The sequence below is a fragment of the Pseudoalteromonas sp. NEC-BIFX-2020_015 genome (assembly GCF_012952265.1).
GTDB lineage: Bacteria > Pseudomonadota > Gammaproteobacteria > Enterobacterales > Alteromonadaceae > Pseudoalteromonas > Pseudoalteromonas neustonica.
In genome coordinates this window covers 1-25,701 of the sequence record NZ_JABCJL010000002.1, presented here as the reverse complement: position 1 = coordinate 25,701, position 25,701 = coordinate 1, and the positions used below count along the sequence as shown (strand labels likewise).

General features: G+C 40.5%; 19 protein-coding genes and 1 other RNA gene. 17 read left to right on the top strand and 3 right to left on the bottom strand.

From position 1 onward, the window contains the following. The 7 genes from HH219_RS01655 (at position 1) to HH219_RS01625 (ending at position 7,026) form a co-directional block, all read left to right on the top strand. On the top strand, positions 1 to 768 hold the full coding sequence (locus HH219_RS01655) for an SDR family oxidoreductase (protein ID WP_169326453.1): 768 nt from the start codon (positions 1 to 3) through the stop codon (positions 766 to 768). After that, positions 756 to 1,955 (top strand): DUF1302 family protein, encoded by a 1,200-nt coding sequence (locus HH219_RS01650; protein WP_169326452.1) that lies wholly within the window; start codon positions 756 to 758, stop codon positions 1,953 to 1,955. Before HH219_RS01655 ends, HH219_RS01650 begins: the two co-directional genes overlap by 13 nt. A 9-nt stretch (positions 1,956 to 1,964) precedes the next feature. Next, positions 1,965 to 2,798 (top strand): outer membrane lipoprotein-sorting protein, encoded by an 834-nt coding sequence (locus HH219_RS01645; RefSeq protein ID WP_169326451.1) that lies wholly within the window; start codon positions 1,965 to 1,967, stop codon positions 2,796 to 2,798. A gap of 9 nt (positions 2,799 to 2,807) precedes the next feature. Continuing rightward, positions 2,808 to 5,438, top strand: a complete 2,631-nt coding sequence (locus HH219_RS01640; protein ID WP_169326450.1) for an MMPL family transporter — start codon at positions 2,808 to 2,810, stop codon at positions 5,436 to 5,438. A 273-nt stretch (positions 5,439 to 5,711) separates the two neighbouring features. Beyond that, entirely contained in the window at positions 5,712 to 6,071 is a 360-nt protein-coding gene (locus tag HH219_RS01635; RefSeq protein WP_169326449.1) for a 5-carboxymethyl-2-hydroxymuconate Delta-isomerase, read from the top strand. A gap of 3 nt (positions 6,072 to 6,074) precedes the next feature. After that, the gene (locus tag HH219_RS01630; protein ID WP_054205581.1) at positions 6,075 to 6,563 is read left to right on the top strand and encodes a GNAT family protein; all 489 of its coding nucleotides are present in this window, start codon (positions 6,075 to 6,077) and stop codon (positions 6,561 to 6,563) included. 49 nt (positions 6,564 to 6,612) lie between these two features. Then, positions 6,613 to 7,026: a DUF4019 domain-containing protein gene (locus HH219_RS01625; RefSeq protein WP_169326448.1), complete on the top strand. Its 414-nt coding sequence runs from the start codon at positions 6,613 to 6,615 to the stop codon at positions 7,024 to 7,026. Positions 7,027 to 7,158: 132 nt separating this feature from the next. Here the strand turns inward: HH219_RS01625 and HH219_RS01620 are convergent, their stop codons facing one another. Both HH219_RS01620 and ssrS read right to left on the bottom strand, forming a co-directional pair. Continuing rightward, positions 7,159 to 7,815, bottom strand: coding sequence for a hypothetical protein (locus HH219_RS01620; RefSeq protein ID WP_054205583.1), 657 nt, complete (start codon positions 7,813 to 7,815; stop codon positions 7,159 to 7,161). A gap of 427 nt (positions 7,816 to 8,242) precedes the next feature. Next, a non-coding RNA gene (gene ssrS / locus HH219_RS01615) (6S RNA) lies at positions 8,243 to 8,426 on the bottom strand. 194 nt (positions 8,427 to 8,620) lie between these two features. Here ssrS and HH219_RS01610 point away from each other — a divergent pair. The 4 genes from HH219_RS01610 (at position 8,621) to HH219_RS01595 (ending at position 12,952) form a co-directional block, all read left to right on the top strand. Further along, complete coding sequence (locus HH219_RS01610; RefSeq protein ID WP_054205584.1) at positions 8,621 to 9,184, top strand: UPF0149 family protein; 564 nt, start codon at positions 8,621 to 8,623, stop codon at positions 9,182 to 9,184. Positions 9,185 to 9,248: 64 nt separating this feature from the next. Further along, positions 9,249 to 10,580 carry a Xaa-Pro aminopeptidase gene (pepP, locus tag HH219_RS01605; protein WP_169326447.1) on the top strand — a complete coding sequence of 444 codons (1,332 nt, stop codon included), beginning with the start codon at positions 9,249 to 9,251 and terminating at the stop codon, positions 10,578 to 10,580. Positions 10,581 to 10,589: 9 nt separating this feature from the next. Further along, the gene (gene ubiH / locus HH219_RS01600; protein WP_064435270.1) at positions 10,590 to 11,789 is read left to right on the top strand and encodes a 2-octaprenyl-6-methoxyphenyl hydroxylase; all 1,200 of its coding nucleotides are present in this window, start codon (positions 10,590 to 10,592) and stop codon (positions 11,787 to 11,789) included. Further along, positions 11,786 to 12,952, top strand: coding sequence for an FAD-dependent monooxygenase (locus HH219_RS01595; protein WP_169326446.1), 1,167 nt, complete (start codon positions 11,786 to 11,788; stop codon positions 12,950 to 12,952). The genes ubiH and HH219_RS01595 overlap by 4 nt, the downstream gene beginning before the upstream one ends. Before the next feature lie 45 nt (positions 12,953 to 12,997). Here the strand turns inward: HH219_RS01595 and HH219_RS01590 are convergent, their stop codons facing one another. Beyond that, entirely contained in the window at positions 12,998 to 13,867 is an 870-nt protein-coding gene (locus HH219_RS01590; protein ID WP_169326445.1) for an AraC family transcriptional regulator, read from the bottom strand. Positions 13,868 to 14,123: 256 nt separating this feature from the next. Here HH219_RS01590 and HH219_RS01585 point away from each other — a divergent pair, with 256 nt between their 5' ends. The 6 genes from HH219_RS01585 (at position 14,124) to HH219_RS01560 (ending at position 24,979) form a co-directional block, all read left to right on the top strand. Then, positions 14,124 to 16,760, top strand: a complete 2,637-nt coding sequence (locus HH219_RS01585; protein ID WP_054205589.1) for a TonB-dependent receptor — start codon at positions 14,124 to 14,126, stop codon at positions 16,758 to 16,760. 298 nt (positions 16,761 to 17,058) lie between these two features. Then, a complete protein-coding gene (locus HH219_RS01580) occupies positions 17,059 to 18,576 on the top strand; it encodes a tryptophan halogenase family protein (RefSeq protein WP_169326444.1) in 1,518 nt (505 codons plus the stop codon). A 188-nt stretch (positions 18,577 to 18,764) separates the two neighbouring features. Beyond that, positions 18,765 to 20,024 (top strand): MFS transporter, encoded by a 1,260-nt coding sequence (locus tag HH219_RS01575; protein ID WP_169326443.1) that lies wholly within the window; start codon positions 18,765 to 18,767, stop codon positions 20,022 to 20,024. A 27-nt stretch (positions 20,025 to 20,051) separates the two neighbouring features. Further along, positions 20,052 to 20,930, top strand: a complete 879-nt coding sequence (locus tag HH219_RS01570) for an ROK family protein (RefSeq protein WP_064435275.1) — start codon at positions 20,052 to 20,054, stop codon at positions 20,928 to 20,930. Beyond that, entirely contained in the window at positions 20,923 to 23,460 is a 2,538-nt protein-coding gene (locus tag HH219_RS01565) for a family 20 glycosylhydrolase (RefSeq protein WP_169326442.1), read from the top strand. Before HH219_RS01570 ends, HH219_RS01565 begins: the two co-directional genes overlap by 8 nt. Before the next feature lie 217 nt (positions 23,461 to 23,677). Beyond that, a complete protein-coding gene (locus HH219_RS01560; protein ID WP_169326441.1) occupies positions 23,678 to 24,979 on the top strand; it encodes an MFS transporter in 1,302 nt (433 codons plus the stop codon). Positions 24,980 to 25,701: the final 722 nt, after the last annotated feature.

Sequence of the window (25,701 nt, the reverse complement as noted above, 5' to 3'; positions counted from 1 at the left end):
ATGGAAAAAGCAATTAATTCAGTTTTAATAAGTGGCGCAGCAAACGGTATAGGCGCGGCTTGTGTTGAAAAATTTATTGAACAAGGGTGCCGCTACATTATTGCACTTGATCGAGATGAAGCGAGCTTAAAAGCAATGCAATTGCGTTATGCCGATGGCGATATCATTTTTATTGCTATTGCAGCAGATTTGACTGGCCAAGCGTATTTCTCGAAATTAGCCAGTGCACTAGAACCTTTAACACAATTAGAGGCTTTAGTGCTTAGTCATGGCGTAGCTGATGAAAATGAGATTAATGAGCGAGATACCTTCATGCGAGTGATGGACGTAAATGTAAATAGCTGCCAATCAATTATAGCGCAATGTGAGGCTAAGCTTGATAAAGGCAGTGCTGTACTGTTTATGTCCTCAATTTTGGGCAAAATGGGTAATCATCGTAACACAGCATATTGCAGCTCAAAGCATGCACAGTTGGGTATGATGAAAGGGCTTGCAATGGATTGGGCGCGCCATGGTATTCGAGTTAATGCTATTTTACCGTGTTACGTTGATACGCCTTTACTTCGTAAAGAGTTGCAAAAGCAAGCTGATATGGTTGGTTCAACGCTCGATCAAGTAATGCGAAAAGCAAAAAAACGCATCCCAATGCGCTCTTATGTGCAAAGTAGTGATGTTGCTGATAGTGCGTATTTTTTATGTTCACAACAAGCTCGAATGATCACTGCGCAATCATTAATTATTGACGGTGGCAGCTCATGCGGAGGTTAGTATTGATTGCTGTATGCAGCGTAAGTAGTAGTAGCTACGCCAATTTGTATGTTCAACCTAATCTAACAAGTAGCTTTGGTTACAACATTGCAGAAAATTATGCTACAGAGCAAAGAATTGCGGTTGGGACAAAACTTGAATACAGCACTGAGCAGTTGAGTTTTACCTTTGATGGCAGGTTAGAGCATGACTTTGTCTACAGTGATAATGAGCGTTTTAGCATTGCAGCCGAAGATCAATATGGATCGCGAGCAATTATCGAAGAGGCGTATGTTTCAGGGGAATTAGGCCTGAGCTTTTGGTCATTTGGTTATCAAAAGGTAGTGTGGGGCGAAGCCGACGATTTACGTATTGTTGATGTTATTAATCCATTGGATTTTAAAAGCTTTATTTTGTTTGATATCGACGATTATCGTGTGGCTGTGCCAATGTTAAAAGTGGACTATGAGTACGATAACGGCGATACGTTAAACTTTATTACCACTATTGAACAACGTAGTAATGAATACCCAGCCTCGGGTGCAGAGTTTGGCAATAACTATTACCCAAATAGTGAAAGCAGTGAGTGGGGGAAGTACGAACTAGGTTTGCGTTATAACATGTTTGTTCATGACACAGATATCAGCTTGTACGCATTTCACGGTTACCAAGATGATCCCGTATTGAATGCAACGGCTAGTGAACGGCCTGACTATTCCTATGAAAAGTTTTCAATGCTAGGAACTAGTTTGAGCAAGCCAATAGATGCCTTCGTGCTTCGGACTGAGCTTGCCTACTTTGATAATTACACAGTTAATGATAGTGCGTTACAGCACAAAGACGTCAACAAGTTGGAAGCATTAGTGGGCTTGGATTATCGCTACAAAGATTGGACTACAACAGTTCAGTATACCAATCAATTGCTCAATGGTTGGCAACCCACGTATATGATCCCTGAATCTGCACCAATTTACACAGCCTCAGCAGAGCGGGGTTTCTTTGCTAATCAAGTTTACTTACGCGCGGCATTAAGTTACGTCGATAACCAAGGTGGTGGGCTTTTATCCCAGCTAAAACTAACTTACAAGCCCAATCAATATTGGCTACTAAAGCTAAACCTCGATCTCATCGATGGTGAGCAAGCGAATTATTTAGGTGCACAGCAGCAGCGTGATCGCATTTGGCTTGCTGCAACATATTATTTTTAAGGAGAAAAAATGAAACTAACACATATTTTGGCCTCAGCTGGCATTTTGTTAAGTGTATTTGCAGATGCTTCGGCTAATGACGCAAATAACATTTTACAACAGGTGCGTGATCGCAATGACGGTAAAGATTACATGTCCACGGTGACTTTGAAAACGCTAAGCGATGATAGTCTGCTTAATCAGCGACAGTTTTATATGTTGCAAAAAGATATAGATCAAGACGAAGTAATGGTTTTGGCTATCAAAGCCCCCGCAGATGTGCGCGATATTAGTTTTTTGATGCGCAGCTTTGATGAAGGTACGGCGCAGGAAGACGAGCAGTGGATGTACCTTCCGGCATTTAGAAAAGTAAGACGTATTTCTGCGACGGATAAACGTGGCGCTTTTATGGGCAGCGAATATTCGTATTACGATTTAGATAAATTGCGCGTCACTGATTTTGACTCAAAAATTGTAAAAAGCGAAAGCGTAAATGACGTTGAGACACATGTCATTGAGCGTACTCCAAAATCACAAGATGTTATAAATAAGTCGGGATACTACAAGTTGGTAACTTGGGTTGATAAAGACAGAAAGTTAATTTTGAAACAGCAATACTTTGATGCAAAAGGTATTTTATTTAAACAACTGAATGTTGATAAAGTTGATAAAATTCAAGGGTTTTGGACGATTACGGCATCAACTATGACAAATTTTATTGAAAATAAAAAAAGCACTTTTTTGTTTCATGAGACGCTTTATAACCAAGGTATTGAAGATGCCATTTTCAGAAAGTCGAAACTTAAACGAGGCATAAAAGACAGCGATGTTGCAGAGTTAACTAAAATCTCTGAATTAGAATAAGGAATTGACATGTTAGAAAAATATCTAGATTTTGTGTTTAAGTACCCAAAATCAATATTAGCCTTGCTAGTACTTATTACAGCTTACTTTCTGGTTGCTTCTGCTAATTTGAGTGAAGATAACAACCCCTATTTCTTACCGCAGGATCACCCTGCTCGCAGTACAATTTTTGACTTAAGAGAGGAGTTTACGGGCACATACGACTCTGTAATGATCGCTCTGCACAATGATAATACAGTTTTCAATCAAGCTTCGATTAACGCTATTTTTGATCTATCACGCGCAGCTGAAAGAATGAACTATGTTGATCAAAGCGATGCGCAAATGCTTAAAGAGCTGCAATCTGCCTACCCAGAAAACCGTCAACTAATAACCAGTATTGATGTAATTTTGGCGGATGGCATGACCCCAAATGACGGTTTACTCGCGCGTGAACTTGTCAGTCAATCAGCTACTTGGCAATTGACAGACAAGCAGCAACGCAATTTACGAGTTTTTGCTGAACGCCTTGACCCCGTTAGAGAAATGGCGGGTTTGTCATCAACTGAAAATGTCTTTTTAGATGAACATGGTACTATGTTTGCGCAAGAAACAGTGAATCAGCGCAATCAAGATATCGAGTTTGTTAAAAATGCAGTCCAAGATAACGAGCTCATTGAGTATGGTCCAATTTCACCGGATGGAAAAGTTGCACTTATTGTTGTTGAGTTAAGTATTTTAGAAGATGATGCCATTGGCCAAGTGCGTGCATATGAGGCGTTTAAACAGCTTGTTAGTGATTACCAAGAGGCTCACCCTGAACTTAAAGATGATATTTATATCAGTGGAGTTCCGGTATTTTTTGCTGCACAAAAGCAAGTGATAGACCACGACTTTGCGACTTTACTGCCGATCGTTATTTTATTAATTACGGTAATTTTAGCGGTATTCTTTAAGACCATTTTAGGTGTTGTTATCCCCTTAATAAACGTTGTGATGTGTACAGTGTGGACAATGGGCATGATGGCCATTGTAAATGCGCCATTAGATGTGATCACCGCCATCCTGCCGGTATTTTTATTAACCATCTGCTTATCTGATGCGATACACGTTATGGCTGAGTATTACCATCAGAAGAAAATCAATAAATCTCGCTTAGTGGCTATTCGCAAAGCGATGATCTTAATGGTGTCCCCAGTTGTATTAACCACAATAACAACCTGCTTGACCTTTACAATGTCAACGTCATCTAGTATTGAAAGCTTGCGCAACTTTGGCTTGTTTATATCGTTTGGTATGTTTGTTGCGCTGATTATTTCTTTATTATTGATCCCAGCTTTACTCGCTCTTTTCCCGAACAAAGACATCATAGCGACACCACAAACAACACAAAGTAGTGGTGATGTGAGTGAAAAATATTTTATTAGTCGCTTACTTGTGCGCACGTTAACACCTGTTATGGCTAATCGAAAAGTGTTCTCAGTGGTTTTTCTTGGGCTTTTTGCTGGCTCTTGCTTTTTGGCTTCGCAAGTGCGTGTTGATGATATGGGATCGGGTTACTTTCCAGAACAAAGTGATTTTAGGATCTCCGACGATTTTATAAATAATCACATTGCGGGTACCAGCCCTGGTTGGATCGAAGTGGATACAGGTATAAAAGGTGGTGCATTGACTCTTGAAGTTGCACATTTTATTGACCAATTAGAGCAACACATTCATCAGCACAGTACAGTGAATTACAGCTACTCTTTGGCGCGCTATGTAAGGCGTATTAATTACACATTGAATGACTTTGATCCTCAGTACAATCGTCTACCCAATGAAGTTGAGCGCTTTACTGAAATTGATGAAGATACAAAGCAAACTTATGAAGTTGAAATTGCCGGCAGTGATATCATCAGGCAGTCTATTTTAATGTTTGAAAATAGTGGCGGTTCTGATGTCACAAATGTACTAAACGAAGACTTTTCTAAAACCGTGTTGCTTTACACACTAGGAACAACGGTGGCAAATGACTATCAATCTTTCTTAGATCACACTTTACCATGGATTGAAAAAAACAAACCGGAAGGAGTGAAAATTACACACGCAGGTTCGCCAATCATATGGACTGCTGTGTTAGATGCGTTAGTGAAAAGTCAAACTGTGAGCGCTTCTATTGCATTAATAACAGTGTTGCTTGTCATGATCATATGGTTTAAATCGATTCGCTTAGGTTTAGCAGGCACTTTGCCTTTATTGTCTACAGTGATGATTTATTTTGCATTGATGACGGTATTAAACATTGAGCTGAACATCGGGACGGCCATTATTTCATTTTTAGTACTTGGCATTGTTGATTACTCAGTGCATTACATCTTGAGGATCCAACATGAAATACAAAATGGTCACAGTATTAACCACGCCTTATTAAATGCAATGAGGGTAAGTGGTAGGGCGATTATTGCTAATGTCTTGGTGTTCAGTATTGGATTTATTGCTTTGTTGTTTTCTCAGCACAAAGCACTGATTGATCTTGGTACATTAGTGGGGTTATCACTGCTAATTAGCGGTATGGTTACGTTATTTGTCATTACTTTATTCGCACCTTGGTTTTTCAAGGGGGAGCTTAAAGCCAGTGAATCACAAAGCGCAGTCGGGATATTGACCCCTGAAAGTTAAAATATAAAGACTATATGCTAGCCTAGATAAAATAATAAAGCCGTATCGGGTGATGCGGCTTTAGATTAAAGTGAGAAGAGGTAAAATACACTCTACTAAAGGTAAAATCCTGCATTTTGAGGTGGCTTAGGTATAACACCATCTCGTTTTCCTTATATACTCATACATTTTCTTTGATAGCTCTATAATAAAATTAACTATAATGCAGTGCTTTATGATAAAAAAGATAAGTTAAATTAGATACTTATTTTTTCATAAACAAGGAGTTATTTAATGCCACATTTTATTATCGATTGCTCGCAGAGTATCTTGGCCTATCATGATGAAGATACTATTAATGAGCAAATTTACCATACTGTAAACGCCTCGGGGTTGTTTGCTGAGCATGAAATTAAAGTCAGGGTAAACCCGTATAATCGTTATTTAGTGGGCAATAAACAGCACGAATTTATCCATGTTTTTGGCCATATAATGGAAGGTCGAACAACGGCTCAAAAAGCTGAATTATCAAAAGTGATAGTGACCAAACTTACTCAGATGTTCCCGCATATCGATAACATTGCGATGAATGTGAGTGACTTTGAAAAGGCCACTTATTGTAATAAAAATCAACTCGAAAGTAAGGGAGTATAATACGTGATCAAGCTCAGGTCATTTCAACCAAACGATGTCTTATTGCTTGTTAAGTATCTTAATAATTTACAAGTTACTCACTTTTTATCATCGAAAATACCTAGCCCATATACTGAAGAGGATGCGCGCTGGTGGATTGAAAAAGGCTGCATATTAAGTAACGCATGGGCGATTGAACTCGATGGGCAATGTGTTGGTTGCATAGGAGCAATGAAAGGAGAGTTTGAATATAGTAAATCAGCCGAAATAGGCTACTGGCTGGCTCAAGAATATTGGGGGCAAGGAGTTGTTACAACAGCTTTAGCGTTATTAATTGCACAACTACAAGCAACTGAGGTTGTGCGTTTGCATGCCGTTGTCTTTGAAAATAACTTACGTTCAGCAAAGGTGCTTGAAAAAAATGGTTTTTTGAAAGAGGGCTGCTTACATAAAGCTATATATAAAAATGATCGTTTTTATAATGCACTAATTTACGGCAAAGTTGTACAGTAATATATTTTAATTTAATGCGCTTATAATACATAATAAAAAGGAACTTTAAATGAGAAATCTCATCGCTATTTTATGTTTAATTACAGCTACGCTCTCTTGGGCGCAGGCACCTAAAGTTATCGATGTGTCAAAAGAAATTGAACCGACTACAAGCTGGTTAGAAGAGGTTGATAGTGGTAAGTATGCAGCTAGCTGGCAACAGGCGGGTGCGTTTTTTCAAGAAAATGTCCCCCAGACACTTTGGGTATCTAAGCTAGAGCAAGTTCGCAGGCCACTTGGCGTTGTTAAATCTCGTGAAGGCGTGAGCCGTCAAGTATTAACCTCCATACCACAATTACCAGATGGTGATTATGTGATTTTAGAGTTCCAAACTGATTTTGAAAATAAAGCACAATCCATTGAAACTGTGATGTTAAAAAAATCTGCGGAGCAATGGTCGGTAATTGGTTATTTTATTCAATAGAAAATACTTAATCTATTATTTAGATATTTATGATGGAAACAATCGCGAGCTGGCCTTAACTCTAGGGGAGGGGATAGAGTTAATCTACATACTAACAGCCTTACAGGCATATGCTTGTAAGGCCATAAATGCTTATTTTTTGCCGATTAACTCTTCGACAATTGCATTCATTTCAAGTGGCATTTGCGCCAAGATAGACTCATTGTCATTAGCTAGAACAAGATCTTTCTCGATATAAGAAACAACCTCTAGATCTTTAACGTTAATAATTCCTCCAAATGCAGTAACGCGTCTTACGCCAGGGACTGGAATACCACCGCTGCTATCTACGTGAAGAACAATTACATTTTCAAAAGAAAAGTTTTTATCATCAATAACACCAGAGCTCTTTAACGCTTTAGTTAGTTTATCCATTGAGTACTGCAAGTCGGTTGCGATTCTTTCACCATAGTAATTGATTTTGTAATCACCTTTATTTGCGCCTCTACGCATACTTTCGCCAAGTGTCCATGACAGATTGCCTACTACGCTATAAAGTTGCTGTGCAGAAATAACAGAAGCACCATACTTACCAGCTACACCAGCTGTAATAGCTAGACCAACCTCAGTATCATTTCCAGGTACGCCGTGTAGTGATACTGGGAAAATTAACGCTGGGTTATTGGTTGATATCGCGATAGGTAGTTCGTATTTATCATTTGTTTTTAGTTCAGTTGACATACAACCGGTTAAAACAAGAGTGGCAGAAAGAGTAACAGTAGTGAGTAGTTTTTTTAGATAAGCGGACATATTGGTTCCTTTAAATATTTATTTGCTTCCATGGGCGGCGATTATACAAATGAATTATTATTAGGCAATTATTAAGTTTTGAAAAAAGATTGCAAGGAATATATTATTCAGTAAATCACAATTAATTTTACCTGCGAGTGCTGCAAATTAGCCGGTTTAATTTATTTTATTGACTTAAAAGGGATAGGTTTTAAAGATGAAAAAATTTCACGTTAGTAGTTTTTGTGTTTATTGTTATGTTATAGTGTATCATTTTGAGTTTTATTCGTAAACTATTCTCAATATAAATGAAACTATTTTTAATTTTTAAATTTAATTATCAATTAGGTATAACGGAAATAGATTAGCAATAAGGGAAAAAATACGACATATAGCTTTTACTAACTATTTATGTATTAACGTAGTAGGGCTTAAGTGAAGTAGTAAGGTGTTCCCCAAGTATGCGGCACTCGGTATTAGTCCTGAAACCAGAAGGTCTCAGGGCGGGAATCTGCGGTTTGCCGTAGGCTTCTCGGTACATGCCGAGCTTGCACAATAGCAGACGAACAGAAACCCTAACATAAAATTTATCGGCTCAGGGACTTAACCCAGCTCCAACACCCTAGGGAACAAATTAAGTATATAAGACATAAGCCAATCCTTACACCCCAAATTCAAAATAATTGTACTGTTCGAAGGTTTTTTCAGCATTGGTAACTGACTATTTACTTTTCGGATTGCTTTTTGACCTCAATCATACAATTAATTGGAGTTGCTATTTATCGAGTGGTAGCATTAACTTAATTAGCCAAGTGAAGATGCCAGCATGAACGAATTACCAGATTACCAGCAAGCCCAATTACTATTGGAAAAAAACGAAATTTTTGTCACTCCTTCAGAAGCGCATGGCGTGATCAGTGGGTTATTAGCCTGTGGTTTGAGTATTGAAGCCAAAGAGTACCTAGGCTTATTAAGCGATGTGTTTAATGATGGTCAATCATTTAGCCATGATCTGAAAGAATTTTTTGCTGTTATTTATAAGCAAGTCGTAGAGAGCTTTAACGATGAAGAATTTCAATTTGATTTATTTTTACCAAGCGATGACGAAACTTTAGTCGATCAAGCCAATGGTCTAGTGTCTTGGGTTGCAGGATTTATGCTTGGTTTTGGCTTAAAGCAAAAAGACTATGGCAAATTATCAGCTGACGTAAAAGAAGTGATCAGTGATTTTAGCGAAATTACCCGCTTAGATACCATGTTTGACGAAACTGAAGAGGACAGCCAAGCATTGCACGAAGTGATTGAGTATGTGCGTGTATCTGCACTTTTATGCTTTGCGGAACTTGGCCAAGAGCCAGCGCCAAAAAGCACTAAAAAAACACTTCATTAAGTGACAACATACCTTAATGTTAAAATGTACCTTAACGTTAAAAACACTAAAAGCAGGGTTTACAATGCCAACAGTTAGTATAGAAAAAGCAGAGTTTAAAGCACGCAGAGAGCGTTTACTGGCCATGATGGAGCCAAATAGCGTAGCAATTATTCCAGCGGCAAACGAAGTAACTCGAAGCAGAGATACTGAGTATGCGTTTCGCCAAGATAGTGACTTTTTCTATTTAACTGGTTTTAATGAACCCGATGCTGTGTTGGTACTGAGTCCAAGCAGTGAAACACCAAGTACGTTATTTTGTTTGAACAAGGATAAGTTGGCAGAAATTTGGCACGGCCGACGAATCGGTTTTGAAAAAGCCAAAAAAGATTATTTATTCGACCAAACATGTGCACTGAGTGAGCTAACTGAACAATTATTGAATTTGGTGAACGGCCAGCAGATTTTATTTTATGCACAAGGCACTTACCCGCAATTTGACGATAAAGTATGGGAATTATTAAATACCCTACGTGGCGCACCTAAAAAAGGTTACAAAGCACCGCACACTATTAAAGATATTCGTGGTTTAGTGCACGAAATGCGATTATTTAAATCGCCAGCTGAAGTGCGCATTATGCGTGAGTCTTGTGAAATAAGTACGCAAGGTCATATGCGTGCTATGCAATTTGCAAAGCCCGGTGTTACTGAGTATCAATTAGAAGCGGAGCTTCATCATCATTACGCAATGCATGGTGCACGCCATCCTGCGTACGGCACTATTGTTGGTAGTGGCGATAACGCTAATATATTGCATTACACCGCAAACAGCGATGTGCTAACCAATGGTGATCTAGTGCTGATTGATTCTGGTGCAGAACTACACGGTTACGCGGCGGATATTACTCGTACTTTCCCAATCAATGGCAAATTTAGTGAACCACAAGCCGCGCTTTATACTATTGTACTTGCTGCGCAAGAAGCGGCATTTACTGAAGTAAGACCCGGTGGTACGCTTTCAAAAGCAAATAAACTGGCTATGAAAGTACTTACGCAAGGTTTACTTGATTTAGGTATTCTGCAAGGCGATTTACAAGAGCTGTTAGACAATCAAGCATGCAAAGCATTTTATATGCATGGTCTAGGTCATTGGCTTGGTTTAGATGTACATGATGTAGGTGATTACAAAAAAGACGAAAAAGAACGCCCGTTTGAGCCTGGTATGGTGTTGACTATAGAACCTGGGCTTTATATTAGTTTAGATGCTAAAGCACCTGAGCAATATAAAGGCATTGGCATTCGTATTGAAGATAATCTGTTAGTGACTGAGCAAGGCCATGAAAATCTGACAGCGAGTGCGCCCAAAAGTATCAGCGAAATTGAAGCCTTAATGAAAAAACAAGCAACTAATCGCTAGGAGCAGCGCGTGGCAGAGCAGTTTGATGTAGTTATTGTTGGTGGCGGTTTAGCGGGTGCCAGTTGTGCGTTAAGCTTGGCTAAACATGCGCCAAACCTCAGCATTGCCGTAGTTGAAGCTAATCAAATAAATGCTGACTATCACCCTAGTTTTGATGATCGTAGCATTGCGCTAGCCCAGCAATCTGTACAGTTTTTAAAGGGGTTGCAGGTGTTTGACCCCGATATTGGTTTTGCTACTGCGATTAAAAAAGTATCCGTATCGGATCGTGGGCATTTTGGAAAAACTCATATTAATTGTGATGAGTTTGCTCAACCTGCACTGGGTTATGTGGTTGAAGTTAATCCATTTGGCCGCTCACTTCATAATCAGCTCACCAATTCACACATTAAACTGTTTTGTCCTGACAGTATCGCGAGCTTAAACTACACAAGTGACAATGCACAGATCACCTTACAATCAGGCAATAGTTTAAATGCCAAGTTAGTGGTTGTTGCCGATGGAGCGCAGTCGCCAACGCGCGAATTAGCGAAGATAGACTTTGCAACCCAGCCATATTCGCAAGGGGCAATCATTGCCAATATCGAAGTGGCAGATGGCCACCATAATCATGCCTTTGAACGCTTTACTGAGCATGGGCCAATGGCATTATTACCCATGAGTAATAACCGTTATTCGTTAGTGTGGTGTATGGATAAAACGGATATTGACGATCACCTAAAGCTAAGTGAAGATGCTTTTATTAATGCTCTACAAAGTGCGTTTGGCTATCGTGGCGGGCTATTTAGTAAAGTGGGTATGCGCGCAAGTTACCCGTTAGTGTATGGCCGTGCAGAGTCTTTTAGTAGTCATCGAACAGTACTTATTGGCAATGCTGGGCATGCAATTCATCCTATTGCAGGACAAGGATTTAATTTAGGTTTGCGTGATGTACAGCTGTTATGTGAGCTAATAACAAGTGAATTAGTAAAAAGTGAATCAGCAATCGGCAGCTACGCATTTACACGTGAATATGCCAAGCAACGTAATCAAGATATTAATACCGTAATGACGCTAACGGATTCTTTAGTGCGGTTATTTTCAAACTCATCACGGGTACTGGCATTTGGCCGCAGCTGCGGTTTATTCTCCATGGATTTATGTTCCTCATTAAAAACCCCATTGGCAAAGCAATTAATGGGGCAAGTAAAACAAGGTAAACGACTATGAAGCAAGCACAAGTATGTGTTGTGGGCGGTGGCTGTGTAGGCTTAACGCTCGCATTAGGGTTAGCCAAAGCGAATATCAGCGTGGTCGTAATAGATGCTGCGTCAAAGCAGGTATTGCCTGGCGATGAATATGGTTTACGAGTAAGTGCATTAAGCCTTGCTAGCCAAGCGTTATTTGAATCCCTCAATGTATGGCCAGAAATTATAGCAAAGCGGGCGCGCGCTTATACCCATATGGATGTACGCGACCAAGACAGTTTTGGTAAAATTGCTTTTAACAGCGATGAGCTAGATTTACCTCATTTAGGCCATATAGTCGAAAACGATGTTATTCGTTATGCATTGATCAAAGAGCTAGAAAATCATAGCCAAGCAACTTTATTATTTGATACTCGTTACCAACAAATTCATCAAAGTGACAATGACGTATTTGTTACTTTAGATTCAGGGGAGCCGGTGATAGCGAAATTACTGGTGGCGGCTGATGGTGCAAATTCAGCAATTCGCAAACAGTTTAACTTGCCAATTACCTTTAAAGATTACGACCATAACGCTATTGTCGCGACGGTTAAAACCGCTGAGCCACATAATAATATAGCTCGCCAAGTATTTTTACCAACAGGGCCATTAGCATTTTTACCATTGCCAGATGCCAACACTCATTCAATTGTATGGTCAACAAGTCCTGAGCACTGCCAAACGTTATTAGCAATGGATAACAACGATTTTAATAAAGCGATAATGGCCGCTTTAGATAGCCAATGTGGGTTATGTGAAGTGCAAAGTGAGCGTGCTGCGTTTCCATTAACAATGCGTTATGCGCAAACGTGGGTAGAAGGTAAAGTAGTGTTAATAGGCGATGCTGCCCACACCATTCACCCGTTAGCTGGGCTTGGTATGAATTTAGGCCTCAAAGATGCCGCTTACTTAATTGAGCTGCTAAGCCAACAACATAAAGAGTTTGCAAGTTCACGTACTCTGCGTGATTACGAACGCACCCGTAAACTCGACGCGCAAAAGCACATAACCATGATGCAAGGCTTAAAAGAACTTTTTGAAGGCACTAACCCGCTTAAAAAACTAGTGCGAGGGGTGGGTTTAAGCTTAGTTGATAACCTAGGCCCAATTAAGCATCTGTTTGCAAAGCAAGCGATAGGGAAGTAAGGGTAGTTTGCGAGAGTAAGGCTTTTGAGGGCAAGGTTAGTGGCTTTATACGAGTGACTTTTGCCTTAGGCGTTTTCTGTATTCACTCGGTGTTGCTCCTTTTAACATTAAAAAACGCCGATTAAAGTTTGAAATATTTTTAAATCCACATTGGTCGCTAATGGCGGTGATTGACCTGTTAGTGTTAATTAATTCTTTACACGCATGACCAATTCTCAATTGGTTAATAAACTCTGTTAATGTGCGTTCCATGCGTTTTTTAAAAAAACGATGAAAGTGGTTGGTGCTCATATGCGCCATAATAGCCAACTGCTCGGCGCACAATGTTTCAGTATAATGTCGGTAAATATAATCTATTACTTTATCAAATTTATCGTGCGCTTGATGGGTGTGCGTTGACACGCTAAAGGTTGAACTCGATAACATTCTTGCGCAGTGCTCTTTGCTCATTTCCCTTAATAATGCAAGCAACCCTAAATATTGTTCAAAAGGTTCGCTGGCTTCAATTTTTTCAAAGTATTGCTTGGCAATGACCGCTGTTTGTCTTGAAAATTTAAGCCCTCGTTGTGATGCAATCAATAGCGCTTCTAAAACAGCTAATTCAGGGTGGTTACTGACATGTTGGCTAAGCCATTTTTTTGGTATTTGCGCTACATGCACAATTTGCACACTGTTATCTGAGTTGGGGGATGATTGCCAAGTATGCGGTAAATCAGGGCCTAAAATGACTAAATCAAGATCATCATACGGTGCAATATAATCACCAATATGGCAAACGCCTTGGCTATTGAGCGTTAAACAGATCTCAAATTCAGGATGGTAGTGCCAGTTAAAAGGGATGTAATCTAAGCTGTACTTACAATATCGCCATGATGAGTTGTTGCTTGGGATGACCTTTTCACACATTGCCCGCATGACTTAATTCCTAGGGTTATTATTCTCGCTTCTATTTGAACAATTTATACTCTTAGGTGTGATACTTATCTATTCATAATTAGTATTAACCTATCGTTATGTTGTGTGATTTATGGTTTTTTAGCTCGATTTTTCAACATTCCTACAAATTATCCGATCGAAAAGTATCATAACTGGTGAGAATGGTACCTCTTAGTACGTGTTGTGCACGGTAGTCTAGTTTCGCTATCAAAAACAATAAATAGAGGGACTAGGAATGAAAAGCACAAACAACAAGGCACCATTAAAATTGTCAACATTGGCGATATGTATCTCAGCGTTATATATCACCCCGATGACATTTGCAGCAAATGAAACACAAGCAGAAAGTGACATTGAAACCATTGAAGTGCGTGGCATTCGCCGCTCACTTGAAGCATCAATGAACACTAAACGTTTTGCCGATGGTGTAGTTGATGCGATCACCGCAGAGGATATCGGTAAATTTCCGGATAAAAACATTGGTGATGCGCTGCAACGTATCTCGGGTGTCACGGTTGACCGCCAATACGGTGAAGTAAATGGTGTGACTATTCGAGGTACTGCACCAGAGCAATCAAGAGTACTGTTAAATGGGCAAACTGTTGCAAGTACCTCATGGTACGACTTAGGCCCAGCCACTCGTACTTTTAATATGGAGCTGTTATCAGCCGAGCAAGTATCGGGTGTTGCAGTGTATAAAACCCCTGAAGCAAACATCGAAGAAGGCGCTCTCGGTGGTACGGTTAATTTAACGACACGTAAGCCGCTTGATTTAGATTCTAATACGCTAATGGTATCAGCTGAGCTGGCACAAAGTTCATTGTATGATGAAACAGATCCTGGCGCATCAGTTCTGGCTAGCTGGAAAAATGATGACGAAAAATTTGGTATTTTAGCGGCGTATTCTTATGAGCAATTAACTTCTGGGCGTCATGTACTTGAGTCAATTGGTGGATATTACGAGTACTTTGCAGCAGATCAAGCAACAGGGCAAGATTCAACCGTTGGTGCATGGAGCTTAGGGTCGCAGGCATTTAAATCAGAGCGTGAACGTACCAGCGCACAATTAACAGCACAGTTTGCGCCAACTGATAACCTGGAGTTTGTACTTGATTATTTTCGCTTTGAATTTGATAACCCGCATGTAAACCATAATTTTTTAACAGTTGGCGCGCGTGGTGCGGGCTCTACCAACGTAACTAATAATGGATTAGGCGGTACTGAACGAGCAACTATTACACCTGCGTATGCCTCTATTATTTATAACCCAGTAGTGCGCAATGCGGTTAATATGAAAGCGGATGTACTTAATTTATCGGGTAAGTATCAAGGTGACGGTTTTGAAGTAAGTGGTGTGATTGGTAAATCTACATCAGACGGCGGCACGCAATTTGGCGCATCATCTTGGTGGATCCCAGCTTCAGATGAAGGCGGTAAAATAGGCGATCCGGCATTTCCAAATGGCCAAAACAGCACAGATGGCGGTTTTACTTATGATGCTACTGGCCCATATCAAGTATGGTTAACATCCCTTGATGCTACAGATGCAAGCAAGTTTAAGCATGCACAAGAGGCTAATTTTGACACCACAGTACAAGAGCATAATGTAAGTTACGCACAGGCTGACCTTAAATTTGAACTCGATGGTGACACCTTTACCGCAATTAAAGCGGGTATCAAATTTAATAGCAGCGAATTTTCACGTGTAGCTTTTAATCGTAACCCAGATGAAGTGCTCGGTTTTGTTCCTGATGGTAATCTAGCAAATTGGAGTGATGGTGTATTATCTGGGCTACATTCTCAAAGTGCTGGACATACATTAAATGCGTATGCGTCACTTGATACAAATAAGTGGTGGGACTTTATTAGTGGTAAATACGCGGCAGGCGAGTTAACAGAAGTTGCCAACCTAGGGAATACGTTCTCGGTAGATGAAGATATTATCGCTATTTACGCTAAAGCCGATTTTAGCGGCGAAAACTATCGGGGTAATGTTGGCCTGCGTTATGTAGAAACAGAGCAAACCTCCAGAGGTTATGCAGGTGGTGCCGTTTATAACAAGACCGTTGATTATAGTAACCTGCTACCAAGTGTAAATTTTGCCTATGACTTATCGGATGAGATTATTTTACGTGCTGCTGCATCGCAAGTTATGTCGCGAGCAAACTACAGTGATTTAAAACCAGGCTTAGCAATTAACGCCAACTTTGGTAGTGCGACTGGCGGTAACCCAGATCTAAAACCATACGAAGCAAACCAAGCTGATATCGGGATTGAATATTACTTTACTGAAGCATCAATGGCCTCCGCTGGGTTTTTTACCAAACAAATTGACAACGTTGTCTTTTCAACTGAAGGCGTTGAGTTTGTTGATGGGTGTGGTGCAAGTGCGGATCTGTACGATAAATGCCGCGTTACTCGCCCACGTAGTAATGGCGAAGGCTCTGTAAATGGTCTTGAGTTACAACTACAGCATAGTTTTGATAATGGTTTTGGTGTAGTCACCAACTACACCTATGTAGACAGCGAAACAACTACACCAAGTGGCTCTAAAGAAATGGTGCCTGGGGTGTCTGAAAATAGCTTTAATGCATCACTTTTCTTTGAGAACGACATAATAAGTACCCGTTTAGCTTATAACTGGCGTAGTGAATGGATTGGTGTTGGTGCAGCGCAAGCGGTTAAGAATGATGATTATCAGCAACTTGATGCTTCTATTATTTGGCATGCGATGGAAAACTTAGATGTTAGTCTGGAAGGCGTAAACTTAACTAACGAAGTAGTGCAATCATACGATACTAACTTTGCTTTAACGCAAAATACCATCGAGTTTGGTTCACGTTATTACCTTGGCGTAAGTTATAAATTTTAATAAGGATAGGCCGCCGTTTGGCGGCCTTTTATATTTACACCCAAACCACCTCAAGATGCAGACTTCAGCGTTTCACAGGTGTTTAATATCAAGGCGTTACTTTGCAACAATGGCAGTCCCTTTTAAGAAATAACAACGATGAGAGTAAGCGCTTGTGAAACGCCCAACGGGTTGGTTTAAAAGCGATTTATACTGCGTTATTGATTTTAACAAGGGAACAACCATTATTTGCAATCAATGCCTTGCCTAAATCGCTTTTAACTCCAACTGAAACTACATCTTGAGGTGGCTTGGGTATATGGCAATCATAAATAAATTAGTTATATTAGGTGGTGGTAGCGCAGGATGGATGTGCGCTGCGTATTTATCTAAACAGCATCCAAAGCTGGATATTACGGTTGTTGAATCAAGTAAAATTGGCAGTATCGGTGTTGGTGAAGGTTCAACACCACACTTAAAAACGTTTATGGATACATTGGGGGTTAGTGAACAACAGTGGATGCCTCAGTGTGATGCAAGCTACAAAGCCGGAATTTATTTTAACAATTGGAATGGTGATGAACGCCGCTATTTTCACCCGTTTTATAGCCAAATGGATGAAAAAATGGCCGAGGTATATTGTGTAAATGCCAATGCCAGAAGGCGCGGCAATGGTGATTGGCAAGCACCCGATGATTACTTTTTAACAGGCCACATAGCAAAACACAATTTAAGCCCAAAAGTGCATACGCCAATGCTTAAAGAGCAAACCTATGGCTATCATTTTGATGCCACTAAATTGGCGGGTGTATTAAAAGCTTATGCGCAAGAAAAGGCCGTTAAACATATTGATGGTGAATTTAGCCAAGCGCAGTTAAGTGAGTGCGGCAATATTGTCGGCATTACGCTTATTGATGGTCGACAGGTTAACGGTGACTTTTTTATTGATGCTAGCGGCTTTAATGCATTATTAATTGAGCAAACTCTAAAAACCCCTTTTAACTCATTTGCGAATGAGCTACTTAACGATAGCGCAGTCGCTGTAGCAACTCCTGTAACTGCGGATGGCGTTATTTCATGTGCCACCCAATCAACAGCGTTAAGTGCTGGATGGTCTTGGCAAATTCCCCTCACCAGTCGCACTGGTAACGGCTATGTGTATAGCTCAAAACACATCACTAGCGAACAAGCCCAGTCTGAACTTGCAGATCAATTAAATATAGATGCACAAAATAGCGCTTTTCGGCATTTAAAAATGAAAGTGGGGTGTATGCAGTCAGCTTGGCAAAAAAATGTCATGGCGATTGGTTTGGCGCACAGTTTTATTGAGCCTATTGAAGCGACGTCTTTGATGGTGACTCAGCACAGTATTAAATTATTTAGCCAAGCATTAGTAAAGCTGCAAAACAACGAGCAACCATTAGCATTGACCGAGCACGTTAATCAGCAATTACATCAATTAGTGTACGGGATTAAAGATTATGTGGTGGCGCATTATGCAACCAGTCAGCGCACCAACAGCAGCTATTGGCTAGCTGCAACGCAATTAACGCATAGTTCCAACGCATTAAAATCATTATTAATCGCATGGCTTAATGGCGATGATTTTGACGTTTACTTATCAAAGCATGCTCAACAACAGGTTTATTTTAGGCCAAGTTGGTATTGCTTGCTCGGTGGTATGGATTTTAAAAGTGAGCGTTGTCAGCAGGTATTTGAGCCCGCATCCACTGCAATAAATAATGCGGCAAAAGCATATTTAAATGAGTTGTGTGATCAGCACTGCGAACCACATGCAAAGCAACTGCATACGATGAAAAATCAATATAGCACATAGGCTAAAGTGGGTTGAAAAGTACCAATAAGCCGTAGAGCAGTGCCGCATGGTTTATTTTAAAGTGGCAGACTTAACCAATTAAGAGTGGTGATTAACTATTCCCTTGAATCATTTTGTTTGTATGCCCACGAACAGATTGTAATCACCACTCTTTTTATTTTATTTGTAGACTTTCAGGTAGCACAATTATGAAAAAAAATTATTTGATAGTATTAATGGTACTCAGTACTTTTTTTGTTATTTCATTTATAACGAACTTACTTGCGCCGATATTCCCGGCTTTGATCCAAAGTTACGATATTGGTTTAACCCTAGCTGGCTTTTTCTCATTTGCATTTTTTATTGCCTATGGTGTGATGTCGATCCCAGCAGGTTTATTAGTGCAAAGCTTAGGTGAGAAAAAGGTGATGCTGATTGCATTCTCATTGGCACTATTTGGTAGTGTACTATTTGTTAGCATGCCTGTTTTTGCAGTGGCAATGTTAGCGTTATTTTTAATTGGTACTGCCATGGCGTTGTTGCAGGTGGCCATTAACCCGCTACTAAGGGCAAGTGGTGGATCTAAACATTTCGCTGTGTTTTCGGTGGCGGCGCAGTTGATGTTTGGTGGCGCGGCAACGTTATCACCGCTGGTGTATAGCGCACTTGTTAAAGCTGATGCACACGCACAGGGTCAAAACTGGTTGTTGCAATTAGTGCCCGCAGATATGACGTGGCTAAGTATGTACGTATTATTTGCACTGCTATGCGTGGTGATGCTGGTGGTTATCAGTGTTGTTCCTATGAAAGAAAAGGCGCAAGCACAGAGTACGCAACAAAACAGTATCAAACAAAGCCTGCAATTATTTAAAGATCCAACCGTGATCAAATTCTTTTTTGCCATCGTGGCTTATGTCGCTCTTGAGCAAGGCGTGGCTAATTCAATTTCAGTATTTTTACAAACCTACCACCAACTTGATCCAAATACACAAGGAGCCCAAGTGGTGAGCCAATTTTGGTTATCATTGACGTTAGGGTGTTTGCTTGGGATCGTGTTATTAAAATTCTTCGATGCTAAACATGTCTTACTGGCTTTTAGTGTTGGTGCGGTGATAAGTCTACTAACGGCATTATTTGCAGGAACTGAGTTGGTTTTATGGGCGTTTCCTGCGGTTGGATTTTTCTTATCAATTATGTGGTCAGTGATATTTTCGTTGGCATTAAACTCGGTTGCAAAAGGGCATGGCACGGTATCAGGCATTCTATGCACCGGGATTGTGGGTGGTGCGTTTGCATCGCCTATAGTCGGAGCGATGAGCGAGCTGACAGGTAGCTTGCAACTATCATTATTACTGTTACTTATACCACTTGGTTATATTTTAAGTGTGGGTATCTGGGCTAAGCCTCTTATTGCTAATCACACGTTTAAACGTAATTCACAAACAGCAACACTTGCTGAAAGTAACTAATTTAACTTGATGACAAAAGAGGCTGTAATGTCACAAACTTTATTATGTGTTGACCTAGGTGGCACGAAAGCACTAGTAGCAAAAGTAACCGCTAATGGTGTAATTGAAAAACGTTATTTTGACGTGGATGGCGCTGCAAGTAAGCAGCAAACAAACGATTTTTTATGCAGTATTATCAGTCAAGTTATTGATCAAACATGCATGGGTATAGTGATTGGCGTGCCCAGTATGGTCGTGATGAAAACAGGCGAAGTAATTGAAACGGTTAATATCCCTAATTGGAAAAACGTACACCTAAAGCAATTGTTAAACACGCACTTTAAATTACCTGTGCTTGTTCATAACGATGCCAATTGTTTTGCTATGGGAGAATTTACCCAAGGTGACTTTAAATCAGATACGAATCTAATTGGAATTTGCTTAGGCACGGGCCTTGGCGCAGGGTTGGTGTTAAATGGTCAGCTATACACTGGCAAGCATTCCGCCGCTGGCGAGTTTGGTAGTTTTACTTATCAGCAAGGTATTATTGAGCATTTTACCTCAGGGCAGTTTTTTATTAATCAAGGTACAACGGGCAAACAAGTTTACCAAGATGCCCTTGATGGTGATGCACATGCGCTGCAGTTATTTGATGAGTTTGGCATGCACTTAGCCAATGCAATAAGCCACGTAGTTCTGGCGTTTGACCCTGATGTTATTGTACTTGGTGGCTCAGTTGCTCAATCATCGGCTTTCTTTTTACCGAGTTTACATACCCAGCTAGCCAAGCTTGTTAATCCGGTTATTTTACAGTCGTTAGATATTCGTATCAGTGAACTAGGGGATAACGCGCCATTACTGGGCAGCCACGCCTTGTTCATGCACGAAATTATCAGCGATCAGCCACTAGGAGCCAACTATGCGTAAATTTTTATTATTTATGGCTGGGGCATGCTCGGCCACAGTAATGGCTAAAGCACCAACACAAATTGAGCTAGATACGTTAGCACAGCAGTTATCGGTAAATTATGAGCTACTATCAGCAAAACCTGATGTGTGCCCAGCACCGCATCAAGCGCAGTGCTACTTATCACGGTTAACATTGAGCGCTCCTTACGACGTAAAAAGTAATAGCTGGTCTGTTTATTTTAGTCAGTTAATGCCAATTTACAGCACTGACTCAGCGCAATTTAGCATTACTCATATTAATGGTGATTTACACCAAATTAAGCCCACAGCAGCGTTTACTGGCTTTAAAGCAAATACGCCAATCAGTATTGAGTTTTATACTCAAGAGTCGCAAATTACCCGCTCAGAGTTTATGCCTAACTACATGTTGGCAAGTAGCGGTTTAAAAAGTCGGGTTATTGATAGCACTAAGACCACCTTAGACCCTGATACAAAGCTTGAGTTGCAACCTTATTTAGCCCCATTTTTAACACTTGAACAATTACAAACGAGTAAAGATGATGCCACGGTGTGGATGGGGGCTGAGTATTTATATCAAAATGAAACAAAGCCTACGTTAAGTAAAGCGCCGCTTAGTTTGATACCAAAACCGGCTAATTTAACTGTATTAACAGGGGACGTGGTCGATTTAAGCCAAGGCCTAAACTTACAATTAGATGATACCAATCAAGCGCAGTTAAGCGCGGCGCTCACGCGACTAACAAGCTTTGGTATCAAGCAACACAGCCAAGGTATTGCAACCACAATTAACTTTGATCTGCCGGGTAATGTGCCTGAAGCCTATACCCTTAGTATGCAACATGATCAAATAGCGATCAGTGCAAGCAGCCTATCAGGCGTGTTTTATGCTCTACAGAGTATTGCTGGATTAGTGAGCCTTGAGAATTTAACCATACCCGCGCTCAAAATTACTGATGCACCACGCTACTCATTTAGGGGCATGCATATTGATGTTGCACGTAATTTTCGCTCAAAAGCATTTATTTTAAACACCATAGAGCAAATGGCTGCTTATAAGCTAAATAAACTGCACTTACATTTAGCTGATGATGAAGGGTGGCGATTAGCGATTAAAGACTTGCCAGAGTTAACTGAAGTAGGCGCAACACGCTGTTTAGATTTAACCGAGCAAGCGTGTTTACTACCGCAACTAGGCGCGGGACTTAATAAGGGGGCTGCGGTGAATGGCTATTACAACCAAGCTGATTACATTGAAATATTAAAACATGCCCAAGCGCATTTTATTGAAGTGATCCCATCCCTTGATATGCCAGGACATTCACGCGCTGCGATTATCGCGATGGAAGCGCGTTTTAATCGTTTAACAGCACAAGGAAAAAGCGCACAGGCACTCAAGTATCGTTTGGTGGAGCCTGCTGATAAAACTAACTACAACTCTATTCAGCACTATAACGATAACACGCTCAATGTGTGTTTAGACTCAACCTATCAATTTATAGATAAAGTACTTGATGAAGTAAACGCGCTGCATGTGCAAGCGGGGGTACCTTTTAAAACCTACCACATAGGTGCTGATGAAACCGCGGGTGCATGGGTTGATTCGCCAAGCTGCAAAGCAATTAAGCAACAACAACCAGAGTTACATTCATTTAATGGCTACTTTATTGAAAAAGTGAGTAGCCTAGTGGCTGGGAAAGGCTTAAAAGTAGCTGGTTGGAGTGACGGTATGAGTGATGTTGCACTTAAGAACATGCCCAAAACCGTGCAATCAAATGCATGGGCAACGCTCAGTGAAGAGGGTCATCAAGTTGCACACCGTCATGCTAACCAAGGTTGGGATGTGGTGCTATCAAGCCCAGACGTGACCTATTTTGATTTTCCTTACCAGTCACATCCGCAGGAGCCGGGCAATCACTGGGCAAGCCGCGCTATTGATAGCAAAAAAGTATTTGGGTTTATGCCTGATAATTTACCTGCACATGCTGAAATTTGGCAGTCAGTAAAATCACAGAACTACAGTGCTGATGACCGCCAGAGTATTCGTACTAAAGAATTTCATGGCTTACAAGGGCATTTGTGGTCAGAGTTATTGCGCAGTGACCGTCAGGCGGAATATATGCTTTATCCTCGACTGCTGGCGTTAGCTGAACGTGCTTGGCATAAAGCACCATGGGAACTTGAATATAAGACGCAGGGAGTTAAGTACGATCAAAATACAGGGCACTTTAAAACAGCATTAAAGCAGCAAAAAGAGGCTGATTGGCAACGTTTTGCAGCGTTAGTTGGCTTTAAAGAATTAGCTAAGTTGGAACAAGCAGGGCGCTTTTATCGTATTCCAAGTGTTGCTGCACGCGCCATTGATAATAACGTTGATGCATTTATTCCTTATCCAGGGCTTACAATTGAGTACCAAAACAGTGATGGGCAGTGGCTTAAGTATAAAGCCGATAGCAAGCCAGTATCAGCACAGCAGGTACGTGCAATATCAGTTAATGGTTTGCGTAAAGGACGAGCATTAGAGCTATAATTAACATGTTTGATGAGTGAATAAAAAGCCGTGCGAGTTTTAATCGTGCGGCTTTTTAGTTTTTTGGTTGGCCTAAAATGATAGCGCTGTCATTTTTGTTGGTGTATGATTAATTTTATGTAATAAAAATGGTTTTAGTATTGTATGCCTTGTTTTTTAAAGCTTTTACAGTGTAATACTAAAATAATTAATTAAAATAAACAGTTGAGATAAAATTATGGAAGCAACCGTCGAGTGTGACGCAAACACAAAACATAGTATTTGGCTGCCAATGACATTGGCCGGGTCAATGTTCTTTATTCTAGGGTGTATAACCTGGTTGAATGGCGCAATAACCCCGTTTTTACAACAAATGCTAGTGTTATCACCATTGCAAGCATCGTTCATTATTTCATCGTTTTATATTGCTGTAACAGTCGCAGGTATCCCATCTGCAATGCTTATAAAGCGTGTTGGCTATAAAAATGGTATGGCGATAGGGTGTGCGATAATGGCTGCTTCGGCGCTAATGTATATACCTGCCGCTAAAATGCAAATGATCGAAATATTCTTATTTGCACAGCTAATGATAGGTGTTGGCCAAACTATTTTACAAACCGCGATCAACCCGTATGTGGTTAAAATGGGCTCTGAGAAATCTGCGGCAGTACGTGTATGTATTATGGGCTTATTAAATAAGTTTGCTGGTGTAATTGTACCGGTACTTTTTGCAGCCGTAGTCGTAAGCGGCGTCGTTTCTGACGGTGAACAGTTATCACAAGCACAAAAAGATGCGATGGCGAATAGCTTGATCCTACCTTATATCGGTATTGCTGGTTTAATCTTTCTATTTGCATTATTTGCTAAGTTTGCACCATTACCAGATTTAGTATTCGAAGAATCTGAAGGTAACGGCAAAGGTGAAGTAAAAGAAGCGTTAAGCCACCCACACCTAGCGTTAGGCGTTATTGGTATTGCCTTATATGTAGCCGTTGAAGTTATCGCAGCAGATACTATTGGTTCATATGCACTACACTTAGGAATTGCTGATTACTCTGTTATGACTTCGTATACTATGGCGTGTATGTTAATTGGTTATGCTATTGGTATTGCACTTATTCCACGTTTTATGTCGCAGCAAAATGCACTTGTTATGTCAGGTATTGCCGGTATTGTGACTGTGCTTGCCGTAGTTATGGGCAGCAACGATTCGTTTATTATTGCTAACTTATTACTTGTACCATTTGGTGGCCCTGAGTTACCTGATCCATTGTTATGTATCGCATTACTCGGTTTTGCTAATGCAATGGTTTGGCCTGCAATTTGGCCGTTGGCACTTGCAGGGCTTGGCCGTTTAACGGGTACTGCGTCTGGTTTATTAATCATGGGTATTGCGGGTGGTGCATTAGGTCCATTACTTATAGGCTTAGGTAACGTAGCCGGTCTTGGTTCTCAAGGTGCTTATATCGTGATGATCCCAAGCTATATCTTCATTTTATTTTATGCCCTAAAAGGCCATAAAATGAGAAGTTGGAAATAGTTAAGTTATCTAGCTGCAGGCTTGAATAAAGCTAGCGAGTTTGGTGATAAAGAGCGTGGTTTTATACCGCGCTTTTTTATGCCTTGAATTTGAGGTAGTGATCAAAATTGGCTAGATGCTTACGTGTAGTCTTGATGTAGGTTGGGCTTTAGCTTAAAAGGCGCTGAGGTTTGAAGTTATTAATAGGTTTAATCTACGCGCTGCTTTCGCGATAAATCACGCCCTACAATTGGATCTGTGTTTAGTTGTTGGAGCGATGTAGGTTGGGCTTTAGCCCAAAATGCACCGAGGTTTGAAGTTACTAATAGGTTTAATCTACGCGCTGTTTTCGTGATAAATCACGACCTACAATTGGATCTGTGTTTAGTTGTTGGAGCGATGTAGGTTGGGCTTTAGCCCAAAATGCACCGAGGTTTGAAGTTACTAATAGGTTTAATCTACGCGCTGTTTTCGCGATAAATCACGACCTACAAGTGGATCTGTGTTTAGTTGTTGGGGCTATGTAGGTTGGGCTTTAGCCCAAAGGCACCGAGGCTTGAGGTTACTAATAGGCTTAATCTACGCGCTGTTTTCGTGATAAATCACGACCTACAAGTGGATCTGTGTTTAGTTGTTGGAGCGATGTAGGTTGGGCTTTAGCCCAAAATGCACCGAGGTTTGAAGTTACTAATAGGTTTAATCTACGCGCTGTTTTCGCGATAAATCACGACCTACAAGTGGAT